This is a genomic window from Thalassotalea profundi, from assembly GCF_014653195.1.
GTDB classification, from domain to species: domain Bacteria; phylum Pseudomonadota; class Gammaproteobacteria; order Enterobacterales; family Alteromonadaceae; genus Thalassotalea_B; species Thalassotalea_B profundi.
This window is the reverse complement of record NZ_BNAH01000005.1, coordinates 261181-274650: the sequence shown is the minus strand read 5'-3', so window position 1 is coordinate 274650 and position 13470 is coordinate 261181. Positions and strand designations below refer to the sequence as shown.

Below are 13470 nucleotides of genomic sequence, written 5' to 3'. Positions count from 1 at the left end.
TGCTTCTCATACTAAATCCAATGTACTAACGCGCCGCTCAATAAATATCATTTACATAACTAATAAAAAAGCATTCTGATACAATATAGGTAATTGATTAAGCAATGCCGAGCCAATATGTCAGAATTTAACGCATTTTCACTTTTAGGGTCGATTATTGACCGTCTTAGTCTTAAAGGCTATAAAGAGCCGACACCGATCCAAAAAGAATGCATACCAATCCTTATTAATGGCAATGATCTTCTGGGTATAGCGCAAACAGGCACAGGAAAAACTGCGGCCTTTTCATTGCCTATTATCAATAATTTTGCTCGAAATAAAATTGATATCAGCGCTAAAAGTACACGCTCGCTGATATTAACGCCTACACGTGAGCTTGCCTCGCAAATTATGCAAAATATTGATGACTACGCTGAGGGTTTAGCGCTTAACACTAAGGTGGTTTACGGTGGAGTAGGCAGACAAGGTCAAGTTGATGCCATCGCACAGGGGCTGGATATTTTAGTCGCTACGCCCGGACGATTATTAGATTTAATAGAAACTGGCGATATACACTTTAAGGCGTTAGAAGTATTTGTGTTAGATGAAGCCGATACTATGCTTGATATGGGGTTCTTTAAAGATGTACAAAACATCATTGCTAAACTCCCTAAGAAGCGACAAACGCTATTATTTTCAGCCACTATGCCTAAAGAGATAGAGATACTTGCACAAGACATATTAACAGCTCCGACAAAAGTTAAAATTACCCCTGAAACAGTTACCGCCGACTTGGTTAATCAAAATGTATACCACCTAGAAAAGTCAGATAAAATGCCTTTATTGCTTAATATTCTTCAAACACCTGACTATGAAAAAGTACTTATATTTTGTAAAACGAAATATGGCGCTGACATCATAGTGAACGAACTTAAAAAAGCCTCAATAACTGCCGATAGCCTGCACAGTGGTAAAACACAAGCCGTAAGAGAAACAGTATTACAACACTTTAAAGAGGCTAATTTAAGAGTATTAGTCGCCACAGATGTAGCTGCTCGTGGAATTGATGTGGATAATATTACCTTAGTTATTAATTATAACCTTCCGGAAGATCCAAGAAATTATATACACCGAATTGGTCGAACGGCGCGTGCTGGTAAAAGTGGTATGGCTATTTCATTTGCTGTTGAAAATGATATAAGGCAATTAACGAATATTGAAAATAGCATAGGACAAGTTATTCCTGTGGTTACCGAACAACCTTTCCATAAAGAGTTTTCAAAAGCGTCAATACAAGTCAAAAAGCTAGGTAAAAATCAGGGTAAGAAAAAAGTTAATAAAACCAATAAGAATATACGAAGTAAATCACTAAAAAAATCACGAAAGAAATAAAAGTATCCATTCTAACGCCTCAAGAGTCATAGATTCTAATTATTTTAGGCTAGAGAATGTCAGGTTTATTCGAGGACAATAAATTAAACCTGACATATTAAGTTAAGGCTCTTTTACCATAAACTTCTCTAGTTCAAATCAATAAATAATACCATCAAAAATAATGAATTAATGATTACTAACTTTAATTTTTTCAATTAAATTAACTGACTCAAACGTAGAGTTTGCATCCATTCTAAAATCTAACTGTACCACATTATCTTTTAGCACCTTTTGAGAATCTGGTTTATATTTCCATTTTTCCAACGCTGTAATAGACACTTTATTAAATACGTATTCTGGTACTGATGTGAGTACACTAATATTTTTAGTGCTACCATCTAAGTCTACATCAAACTTTAATAATACAGCACCTTCAATTTCATCACGTGCAGCTTGAATAGGGTATTTGGGCTCTATCCGTACAATGGGTTCTAAATTAGTATTTATTTGAGTACTGAATTCTATTTCTTTCTTACCTTCTATCCATTGATTATTACCTGCAACACTTACTCCAGAAACCAAAATCAACGCAGTAATTGAGAGTAACGCCGCTTTTAATTTTGATCTTTTTGGGTTTAACTTAATGTTATTAATACGTTCTAACATCATATTTTTATCTCCATAATTCATAAAGGATAATTGAGCAAAACTTAATATTGGTCGTTTATTAACCCCCTTAATTAAGGCCTTGCTGTAATTAATCCTGCTCTCAGTCTGTTTGCGCGCCAGAACATTATGGTCACAGGACGTTTCTTGGTCACGGCAAAACCTCGCGTAGGCTAACCAAACCATAGGATGAAACCAAAATAACGTAACGATCAAATACGCAATTAAGTTCCAATAAATGTCATTGCGATCAAAATGACAAATTTCATGTGCCAAAATCAACTGTTGCTGCTCTTGGTCAAAACGTGTTTCAAAGTCTGTCGGTAAAATAAGAATAGGCTTTAAAATACCAACTAATACCGGGCTATTTACTGCCTTACTCTGCCAGACGCTTAAGCCTGCTGGTAAAACTGATTCAACCCACTGAGACATTTTTTCATTTATCGCAAATAAGGCCATATTGCGACGAAAAATAATATACGACGAAACAGCAAACGTTAGCATTGTGATTGAGCCAACCAACCAAACTATACTCCAATAATTCGTTGTGCTTGCCTGCCACTGTGATGGTGTAATAGTTAAGGTAGTAATAGCGCTATTTATTATCGTATTTTCAACTTGCCATTGAATTGGTAATAAATAAAACAACAAGCCCAAAGGCAATACTAACCAAAAGCAATATAAACTTTGCGCATCAATATGCTTTCGCATTGCCTTATGTACAATTAAAATCATGGTTAACAATACCGTTAATGGAAGAATAAGAGGTTGCAGAAAATCAATCATTATCACTCTCCTGCTCATGCTCCCACGCAGATATAATTTTTTTTAATTCATCAATATCATCTTTAGCCAATTGATTATGCTTTGCAAAACCTGCGACTAATGGAGATACACGACCACTAAACATACGTTCAACTATACTTTTACTTTCTTTTGCCATATAACTTTCACGCTCGATGAGCGGATAATATAAATATCGTCGTTGGTCTACTTCAAAAGCGATGGCTTGTTTTTTAACGAGTCGATTTAACAATGTTTTCACTGTTTTATCATGCCATTCTTTAACTTGATTTAACGACTCAATAATTTCATTCGCACTAGCTGGTTGCTTTTGCCAAAGTACTTCTAGTACTTCAAACTCAGTTTTACTAATTTCAGTCATAAGCAAATTCTCAAATTCACAGTATTGATTACAAACGTAATCAACAAAGAATTACATTTGTAATCTTAAAAAGCAAGCATTTAATTTCTCTAAAATACGACTCAGCAGATTTTGCAAACTCTGATATACTTGTGTTGAATTTTTTACCAGCAATTGGATATCACGTTGAGCTCAACTAATTTTTCTTCACTCCCCCTAAAAAAAGCCTTATTAGAGAACATTGATAGCATTGGTTATCAAGACATGACACCTATTCAAGCGCAGAGCTTACCGGCGATATTACAAAATAAAGACATTATTGCCCAAGGTAAAACAGGCTCAGGAAAAACTGTTGCTTTTGGTTTAGGGCTATTAAATAAACTTGATGTAAAACGTTTTTGTATTCAATCGTTAGTGCTGTGCCCTACCCGTGAGCTAGCTGATCAAGTGGCTAAAGAAATTAGAAAACTTGCCCGAACAATCCATAACATTAAAGTACTCACCTTATGTGGTGGTTTACCCATGGGACCACAAATTGGTTCATTGTTACATGGCGCTCATATTATTGTGGGCACGCCGGGCAGAATAGAAGATCATTTAAAGAAAAACCGTCTAGACTTATCAAACGTTAATTTATTGGTATTAGATGAAGCGGATCGCATGTTAGAAATGGGCTTTCAACCATCGTTAGATACTGTGTTAGAACATATTCCAGCTAATCGCCAAACCTTATTATTTAGTGCAACTTTCCCTGATCAAATTCAAGAGATTGCCAAAAAAATCACCCATGATCCTGTTATGGCAAAAGTTGAAGCGTCGCATGATCAGAATGTTATTGCTCAGCATTTTTATTCAGTGCCCTTTAAAGAACGTATTGATGCGATGCATATTTTCTTACAAAATCAACAACCTGAATCATGTGTGATCTTTTGTAATATGAAAAAAGACACCCAAGAAGTCACTGAACAATTGCTTAAATTAGGCTTTAACGCGCTGTGCTTAAATGGTGATTTAGAGCAAAGAGATCGCGAACAAATGCTGGTATGTTTTGCCAATAAAAGCGCTAATATTTTAGTCGCTACCGATGTAGCTGCCAGAGGGCTTGATATCGAAGCACTTGATTTAGTCATTAATTATCAACTATCACATGATCCTGAAGTTCATGTTCATCGCGTTGGCCGTACTGGTCGCGCCGGTAGTAAAGGTATGGCAGTGAGTTTTTTCGATGAAAAAGACGGCAACAAACTAGTCGCATTAGAAGATTACACTAAACAAACAATAATTGAAGAAGAACTCCCCGCATCACAACTCAATTTTGATGCACCGCGCCAAGCTAATATGGTAACGATTAGAATTGATGCAGGTAAAAAACAAAAAGTACGTGCGGGTGATATCTTAGGGGCCTTAACAGGTAACGACGGTATTAACGGTAAGTTAGTAGGTAAAATTAACTTATTTGATCTTTACGCTTATGTCGCTGTAGAAAAATCAGCACTTAAACTTGCGCTTAAAAAGTTAACCCAAGGAAAAATTAAAGGCCGAAGCTTCAGAGCATGGCAGGTTAAGCTTTAATGGTCATTATATTGGGTGATGATTACCGTTGATAATAAGCTAAAAACATATCAACGGTTTCATTCGCTAAGTCACTTTGTTCTTCATCGTTTAATAAAGGATCAAATCGAATAATTTGGGGCCAAAAAGCTTGTCCTTTTAATAAACTTACAATTTGTTCATTCGCTTTATGGGGGTCCATTGTCTTAAATCGATTATCTGCAATTGCAGCCTTTAACCATCTAACCAAAGCAGTATCTTGTTCAAAAAATTGGTGCAATTCTTGATTGAACATCTCAGGATTATTAATAGAATGAGTAAGCGCTACCCTAATTAACTCTATTGTTTCTGGTTGCTTTGATAAACTAAGTTCATTTTCAACCAGCTCTATCAATTGTTCTTTAAGTGTAATGTCGGGATTATATTTGACTTCATAACTTACCACATTTTTACACCAAATTTCTTTAATGATATGCGTCACTAATAACTCTTTACTCTCAAAGTGATTGTAAACAGTGCGTTTAGACACCTGTGCAACTTCCGCTATTTTATCCATGCTAGTGTCACTCACACCATATTGCTTGAATGCTTGAATAGCTCCTTGCAAAATTGCTGAACGTTTTAATTCACTGCGTGTTTTTTTAACTTCTACCATCATTCATCTTGATCCCAAGTATTTCTAAATTAATTTTACACTGATCGGTTTACTTTTCAAATTATCAGAATAAACTATACCGTGTAGTTTACTTTTTTAACATATAAATATGCGACGTCATTTTATACATGGAATAATAATGTTACACACTAATTTAAATTTATGCTCTCGACTAAAAGTTACTGTATTAATTTTGGCTACAACACTAGGTTTGAGCGCTTGTTCCGAAACAGAGAATGTTCAAGATCAGATAGCTGTTGTTCAAGCAGTTAAACTCGCCAAAGTAGTTGACTCACCGAAGAGTACTGAACGAGTATTTCCAGCAGAAGTTTCTGCCGTAAAAACTATCGATGTTAGTTTTGAAGTTTCAGGTCGATTAATTACCACTAACCTTAAAACTGGTAACCTAGTAAAAAAGGGGGATGTGTTAGCTAAAATTGATCCAACCCCTTTTGAACAATCAGTTAAAGAAGCTGAAGCTCGTTTTGAGCAAGCCGATAGAAGTTTAAAAAGAATCTCCTCAACGTTTGATAAAGGTTTAATCTCACTGAGTGAATTTGATAATGCTAAAACCAGTTTTGAGCTTGCAAAAATAGCTTTGCAAAAAGCCGAACAAGACTTAAGTTACACTCAAATTATTTCACCATTTGATGCGCAAATATCAGAGCGTTTTGTTGATAACGGCAGTTATGTAAAAACGGGCGATATTATTGCTCATATACAAGATGTATCGCATTTTTACTTTAATATTAATGTACCAGAGCGCTTATTAAGTCGATATAAAGGAAATACTCACGTTACAGCACAAGCGTTTATTATCAGTTCGCCTGAAAAACATTATAACCTTGAATATATTGAGCACGATACCCAACCAGATCCTGTAACACAAACGTATAAAGTTGTTTTTGCTTCTAAAAAAGATGATGGCAATTTAACCCCCGGAGCTCGTGCTGTAGTCAACGTTAACTTAGCATATCAAAGCTATGGCGATGGCTTTTTAGTGCCATTCTCTTCATTAGTGGGTAATAATTCTGACGGTTTTAAAGTCTGGCGATTTAATAAGGTTAATAAAAACGTAGAGGCTGTTTCTGTAAATGTTTTACATATAAAACAAGATTTTGCTTTAATAAATGGCGAAATAGCTTCCGGTGACTTAGTGGTAGCAGCTGGGGCAAATAAAATGCGCGAAGGTTTAGTTGTTAAGCCCTATCAAGCGGAGCAATAAATATGGATATTGCACGCTATTCGATTAAAAATCCTGTCAATATTTGGTTAATGATAGTCGTTCTCCTTATTGGCGGGCTGATCGCCTTAACTAATATTGGACGTTTAGAAGATCCTGCATTTACGATAAAACAGGTACAAGTCGTCACTCAGTATCCTGGAGCAAGCGCAGAAAAAGTAGAACGAGAAATTTCTGAACCGCTAGAAATTGCTATTCAACAAATGTCTCAGTTGTATCGTTTAGAATCAATTTCTAAACCTGGCGTATCTGAAATTACCGTTGAAGTTAAATCGACTTACGACTCGAAAGTCTTACCACAAATATGGGACGAATTACGCAAACGATTGGGTGATGCAAGTGTATCTTTACCCACGGGGTCACAACAACCCGTAGTTTACGACGATTTTGGTGATGTTTATGGGATGTATTATGCCCTTACCGCATCTGATTTTAGCCCGCAGGAACTCCGAGAGTTTGCACGCATAATTCGTAGAGAATTATTAGTCACTGATGGTGTAGCGAAAGTACAAGTAACAGGTGTACAGCAAGAGCAAATTGTTGCTTATTTTAATCCATACCAAATTTCTGGCTTAGGCATTTCATTTCCAGAGCTAACGAATTTATTAGCTGAGAACTTGAAACCCTTTAATGGTGGACGAGTACAGGTCGAAGGAAAAAAGGTTCGCATTATTATTGAAAGCTCCGCAGATAGGCTCGAAGAAATATATAACCTAAGTTTAGTGGTGCCTGGGACAACACGTTCGATAAAAATTCGCGATATTGCAGAGCTTAAAATTGAGCCAGTTGATGTACAACAAATATTAGTACGATACCAAGGTCAAGAAGCCATTACCCTTGCCGTTTCTGCACTTGATGATGTCAATATTGTTAACGTAGGCAAAAGTGTCAAATCCAAAGTTGATGAACTACTGACTAAACTACCGGCCGGTATAACGTTAGCCCCCATTTATGATCAAGCGTCATTAGTTGAAGAATCAGTTGATGGGTTTATCGACAACCTAATTTTATCCGTTACTGTCGTTACCATTACCCTCTGTTTATTTATGGGATGGCGTAGTGGTGTTGTAGTAGGTTCAGTGCTACTGGTTACCGTTATAGGCACGGTATTAATCATGTGGTTAATGGGCATACAACTGCAACGCATTTCACTTGGTGCAATGGTCATTGCGATGGGAATGCTCGTAGATAACGCCATTGTCGTGGCTGAAGGGATGATGCTACGAATGCGCCAAGGTAAATCGGCAACTGAAGCAGCAAGTTTCATTGTAAAGCGTACTCAATGGCCATTACTTGGTGCGACAATCATCGGCATCGCGGCCTTTTCAGGGATAGGTTTGTCTGATGATGCCACAGGAGAGTTCTTATATTCGTTGTTTGCCGTAGTGCTTGTATCACTTATGTTAAGCTGGATACTAGCCACTACCGTTGTACCCTTATTTGGTAAGTATTTTTATCAAGTGGGAGAAACTACAGAGCAAGAAGAAAAGCATAATGCTTTTTATCGTGGTTATATATCAATATTAAAATTAGCTCTTAAGTTTCGTTGGTTATCAATTGCTAGCTTATTTATCATCACTTTTATTGCCTATGCTAGCTTTGGTATGGTCAAACAAGGATTTTTTCCCGCTTCCAATGCACCTTTGTTTTTTGTTCATTATTGGGGACCTCAATCTCAAGATATAAGGGAAACTACTTTAGAAGTTAAGCGTGCCGAACACCTTATACTGCAACAAGAAGAAGTTGAAGCAGTGAGTACCTTTATCGGTAGAGGGGCTGATAGATTCACTTTAACTTATGCAGCACAACAACCTAATGAAAGTTATGGTTTCTTTTTGATACAAACGCATTCACGTGATCAAATACCAGCCCTAATTAGTAAATTAAATGATAAATTTAAACACTTAGATCTGAGCGCAAATTATTATGCTGAACGAATGCAGTTTGGCCCTGGGGGCGGCGCTAAATTAGCCGCACGTTTTTCGGGTCCTGATTCAGAAGTGCTAAGACAACTTGCATTACAAGCTGAGGATATTTTGATTGCCGATGGCAACCTTCAAGATATTCGCCACAATTGGCGTAGTAAAGGTTTTGCCATGAATACCCACTACGACGCATTTAGTGCCGGCATTGCAGGTGTATCTCGAAACGATTTTAGCCAATCCATTCAGTATGCAACTAACGGGTTGGTATTAGGCAACGTTGTCGACGGTGACTATATTTATGCTATCAAAGCAAAAATGTCCTCAATGAGTAATTCTGAAGTAGAAGCTATTGAAAATAATCAGGTATGGAGTTCTTCTCAAAAAACGTATGTACCTTTCCAACAAATATCTAACGGTGTGGAATTAATCAATGAAGAAACCCAAATACACCGTCGTAATCGCCTAAGAACAATTACTATTTTTGCTGAGCCTGGGGTTAACGAAACAGCGGGGAGTGCTTTTAGTAGAATTCAACCACAAATTGAAGCTATTAGTTTGCCTGATGGTTATAAGTTGGAATGGGGCGGTGAATATGAAGCTTCTGCCGATGCACAAAAAGCATTAGGCACAGGATTACCTGCTGGTTTTCTGGTGATGTTTTTAGTGTCGGTACTTTTATTTGGTCGAGTAAGACAACCCCTAATAATTTGGTTAACTGTGCCTATGGCTGTCGTAGGTGTAGTCGCTGGATTATTAGCGACAGACATGCCTTTTGGTTTTATGTCTTTATTAGGCTTTCTCAGTCTATTTGGTATGTTAATTAAAAATGCCATCGTATTAATTGAAGAAATTGATTTGCAAATTGAAGAAGGTAGAACGAAGAAAATAGCCATTATAACAGCAAGTATTAGTCGTTTGCGCCCAGTAGCACTTGCTGCGATAACAACAATTTTAGGTATGGCTCCCCTACTATTTGATCCATTTTTTGCTGATATGTCAGTTACTATTATGGGTGGACTGGCATTTGCAACCATTCTGACCATGATTGCAGTACCCTTGTTATACAGCATATTATTTAAAGTCAGTTATCGAATAAAATAATCAAATAACAAACCTTTTGGCGATAAATGGATAAAAAGTCTTTCACTTTCTAAAATTAATTGGCCAGCTAATCACTAAAACTGATTAGCTGGCTTTATTGTTCAATGACAATTAAACAGATTCATCCTAGATTAACCGTTATCAATCAGTAAAATTGAGTAAATATATTAAGACTTATTGAGCCTTCACGCCGCTCACATCAATTTACGATACTTTTATAAGTAAGCATTACTAAAATATTACTTAGTTAAAAATATTGAAAAATAAAATATAATTTTTTATACCAATAATTACTGCCCACAAGCTAACTTTTCGCTATAATAACGCGCTTTTATTTTATTCACTTTTTCAAACAGGTAACACGCATGTCTGTACAACAGCAAGAAGTCGATTTACGTCGTACTTTCGCTATCATTTCTCACCCCGATGCGGGTAAAACCACGATCACTGAAAAAGTGTTACTTTTTGGTCAAGCCTTGCAAAAAGCTGGTACCGTAAAAGGTAAAAAATCGGGTCAGCATGCAAAGTCTGATTGGATGGAAATGGAAAAGGATCGAGGTATTTCAATTACCACATCAGTTATGCAATTTCCGTATAATGACTGCCTAGTTAATTTACTTGATACACCAGGCCATGAAGACTTCTCTGAAGATACCTATCGTACCCTTACTGCTGTTGACTCATGTTTAATGGTGATTGATGTCGCTAAAGGTGTAGAAGCTCGTACCATTAAATTAATGGAAGTGACTCGCTTACGTGATACGCCTATTATTACTTTTATGAATAAAATGGATCGTGATGTACGTGATCCAATGGAAGTAATGGATGAAGTTGAAGATATTTTAAAAATAAAGTGCTCGCCTATTACTTGGCCTATCGGTATGGGTAAAGAATTTAAGGGTGTTTATAACATTCTTACTGATGAGACTATTTTATATAAATCAGGCCAAGGCCATACCATTCAAGAAAAACGGGTGATCAAAGGTTTAGATAACCCTGAGCTTGAACAAGCAATTGGTAACTATGCTGACGATTTACGTGAAGAAATGGAACTTGTATTAGGCGCATCTCATGAGTTTAATTTAGACGAGTTTTTAAAAGGTGAGTTAACGCCGGTATTTTTTGGTACTGCGCTAGGTAATTTTGGTGTAGATCATATGCTTGATGGTTTAACAAAATGGGCACCAAAGCCTTTGCCTCGAGTGACTGACACACGAACAGTACATGCCGAAGAAGATAAATTTTCAGGGTTCATTTTTAAAATTCAAGCCAACATGGATCCCAAACATCGCGACAGAATTGCGTTTATGCGCATTTGCTCTGGCAAGTATGAAAAAGGTATGAAGATGCGCCAAGTGCGTATCAATAAAGATGTGAGAATTGCAGACGCAGTGACTTTTATGGCAGGCGATCGTGCTAATGTAGAACAAGCTTACTCTGGTGATATTATTGGTTTACACAATCACGGTAGTATCCAAATTGGTGACACCTTTACCGAAGGTGAAATGATGAAGTTTAGTGGCATACCTAACTTCGCACCTGAAATGTTTAGACGTATACGTTTACGCGATCCCCTAAAAGCCAAACAATTACAAAAAGGCCTAATTCAATTATCTGAAGAAGGTGCAGTACAAGTATTCCGTCCACTGAACAACAACGACATGATCGTTGGTGCTGTGGGAGTACTTCAATTTGAAGTTGTCGTTCATCGTTTAAAAAATGAATACAACGTTGATGCCATCTACGAACCGATTAGTGTTGCAACGGCTCGATGGGTTGCATGTGATGATGCTAAAACCTTTGAAGAATTTAAAAAGAAAGCCAGCGACAACTTAGCGCTAGACGGTGGAGATAACTTAACTTATGTAGCGCCGACTATGGTGAACTTGAACTTGGCACAAGAGCGTTATCCAAAAATTGAGTTTTTAAAAACACGTGAGCACTAGTGTTGCTATCGAAATAATTGAATATGGCAAAATGACATTCAGTCCTGTGTCATTTTGCCCAAATGACTAAAGAATCTTTAAAATGAATATTAAACAATTACTAAGTGAAAAAGTATTAGCGGCAATGATTGCAGCAGGCCTTCCTGAAGATACCAATCCTGCGGTTAGTATTTCCAATCGTGCTAACTTTGGCGACTATCAAGCCAACGGAGTTATGGGCGCTGCCAAAAAGTTAAAAACTAACCCTCGCGAATTAGCCAGCAAAGTACTTGAGCATTTAGATCTTAACGGCATAGCTGACAATATCGAATTAGCTGGCCCAGGGTTTATTAATATTCATTTAGACAAAGCATGGCTTGCACAACAATTAACTAAAATTAGCAAAGATGAATACTTAGGTGTAAGCCAACGTGGCAGTTCAGCTAATGATAAAGTTCAAACGGTTGTTGTCGATTATTCAGCCCCTAATCTCGCTAAAGAAATGCATGTTGGCCATTTACGTTCTACGATTATCGGTGACGCCGTAGTTCGCGCATTAGAGTTTCGTGGTGACAAGGTTATTCGCCAAAATCACATGGGCGATTGGGGCACACAATTTGGTATGTTACTCGCGCATCTAAGCGATAAACTCCAAGCCAACGAAGTGGCTGAAACCGCTCTAGCCGATTTAGAGAATTTTTACCGTGAAGCAAAAGTTCGTTTCGATGAAGAAGAAGGTTTTGCTGATAGAGCCCGTGACTATGTAGTTAAACTACAAGGTGGTGATGCTGATTGTGCCAAACTTTGGCAACAATTTATTGATATTTCAATCACGCATAGTGAAGAAATTTATCAAAAGCTCAATGTTACGTTAAGCCGCGATGATATTATGGGTGAAAGTGCTTATAACCCTGACTTACCAGTTGTTATTGATGAGCTAATGACAAAGGGTATAGCGGTTGAAGATCAAGGCGCTAAAGTTGTTTTTATTGATGAAATGGCAAATAAAGACGGCGAACCTTCGGTATTTATTGTACAAAAATCAGGTGGTGGTTACTTATACGCCACAACTGATTTATCCGCTTGTCGTTATCGCACCGATAAACTAAACGCAGATCGCATCGTTATATTTACTGATGCTCGTCAAGCGTTACACTTTAAACAAGTTGAATTGGTTGCTCGTAAAGCGGGTTTCTTACCTGAGAACGTTGGTTATGATCATTGCCCTTTTGGCATGATGATGGGCGATGACGGCAAACCTTTTAAAACACGTACCGGTGGTACAATAAAATTAGCTGAATTATTAGATGAGGCTATTGTTCGTGCCAAAGAAGTGATCAGTGAAAAAAATCCAGATTACGACCAAGAAACCTTGAATGAAATTTCACGTAAAGTAGGAATTGGCGCGGTAAAATTTGCCGATCTCTCAAAAAATCGTACCAGTGATTACATATTTAACTGGAAAACCATGTTAAGTTTTGAGGGAGCAACCGCCCCTTACTTGCAATATGCGTATTCCCGTATCCAAAGTATTTTTACTAAAGCTGATTTCAATCGTAATGACGATGGTAATATTATTACTATCATCGAACCGCAAGAAAAAGCATTAGCATTAAAGTTATTACAATTAGAAGATGTTATTGATGCGGTAGTGAGTGAATGCACGCCTAACCTATTATGTAATTACCTTTATGAGCTTGCCAGCTTGTACATGAGCTTTTATGAGGCATGCCCTATTTTAAAAGAAGGTATATCTTCTGAAACCAAACAATCGCGTTTAGCCTTATGTCTTTTAATCAGCAAAACACTGAAGCAAGGTTTAGACGTGCTAGGTATTGATGTAATGGACCGTATGTAATGCTTAGCATTTAATGTTAGATATAAGTTTGCATACAAGGTAAATAAGT

The 13470-nt window shown here is 37.1% G+C and carries 9 protein-coding genes; 6 read left to right on the top strand and 3 right to left on the bottom strand.

Features of this window, described 5'->3' with window-relative positions:
* Positions 1-117 precede the first annotated feature (117 nt).
* Positions 118-1371 carry a DEAD/DEAH box helicase gene (locus tag IE155_RS08340; protein WP_189377783.1) on the top strand — a complete coding sequence of 418 codons (1254 nt, stop codon included), beginning with the start codon at positions 118-120 and terminating at the stop codon, positions 1369-1371.
* 168 nt (positions 1372-1539) lie between these two features.
* Here IE155_RS08340 and IE155_RS08335 read toward each other — a convergent pair whose 3' ends face one another.
* Both IE155_RS08335 and IE155_RS08330 read right to left on the bottom strand, forming a co-directional pair.
* Positions 1540-2805, bottom strand: a complete 1266-nt coding sequence (locus tag IE155_RS08335) for a M56 family metallopeptidase (protein ID WP_189377782.1) — start codon at positions 2803-2805, stop codon at positions 1540-1542.
* A complete protein-coding gene (locus IE155_RS08330) occupies positions 2798-3184 on the bottom strand; it encodes a BlaI/MecI/CopY family transcriptional regulator (protein WP_189377781.1) in 387 nt (128 codons plus the stop codon). Before IE155_RS08330 ends, IE155_RS08335 begins: the two co-directional genes overlap by 8 nt.
* 165 nt (positions 3185-3349) lie before the next feature.
* Here IE155_RS08330 and dbpA point away from each other — a divergent pair, with 165 nt between their 5' ends.
* Positions 3350-4735 (top strand): ATP-dependent RNA helicase DbpA, encoded by a 1386-nt coding sequence (dbpA, locus tag IE155_RS08325; protein ID WP_189377780.1) that lies wholly within the window; start codon positions 3350-3352, stop codon positions 4733-4735.
* 22 nt (positions 4736-4757) lie between these two features.
* Here dbpA and IE155_RS08320 read toward each other — a convergent pair whose 3' ends face one another.
* A complete protein-coding gene (locus IE155_RS08320) occupies positions 4758-5372 on the bottom strand; it encodes a TetR/AcrR family transcriptional regulator C-terminal domain-containing protein (RefSeq protein WP_229817154.1) in 615 nt (204 codons plus the stop codon).
* A 136-nt stretch (positions 5373-5508) separates the two neighbouring features.
* Between IE155_RS08320 and IE155_RS08315 the strand changes: the two genes are divergently transcribed.
* The 4 genes from IE155_RS08315 (at position 5509) to argS (ending at position 13421) form a co-directional block, all read left to right on the top strand.
* Complete coding sequence (locus tag IE155_RS08315; RefSeq protein WP_189377779.1) at positions 5509-6594, top strand: efflux RND transporter periplasmic adaptor subunit; 1086 nt, start codon at positions 5509-5511, stop codon at positions 6592-6594.
* Between the two features lie 2 nt (positions 6595-6596).
* Positions 6597-9638, top strand: a complete 3042-nt coding sequence (locus tag IE155_RS08310; RefSeq protein WP_189377778.1) for an efflux RND transporter permease subunit — start codon at positions 6597-6599, stop codon at positions 9636-9638.
* A 365-nt stretch (positions 9639-10003) separates the two neighbouring features.
* A complete protein-coding gene (gene prfC / locus IE155_RS08305; protein WP_189377777.1) occupies positions 10004-11584 on the top strand; it encodes a peptide chain release factor 3 in 1581 nt (526 codons plus the stop codon).
* An 82-nt stretch (positions 11585-11666) separates the two neighbouring features.
* Positions 11667-13421, top strand: coding sequence for an arginine--tRNA ligase (argS, locus tag IE155_RS08300; protein WP_189377776.1), 1755 nt, complete (start codon positions 11667-11669; stop codon positions 13419-13421).
* Positions 13422-13470 lie beyond the last annotated feature (49 nt).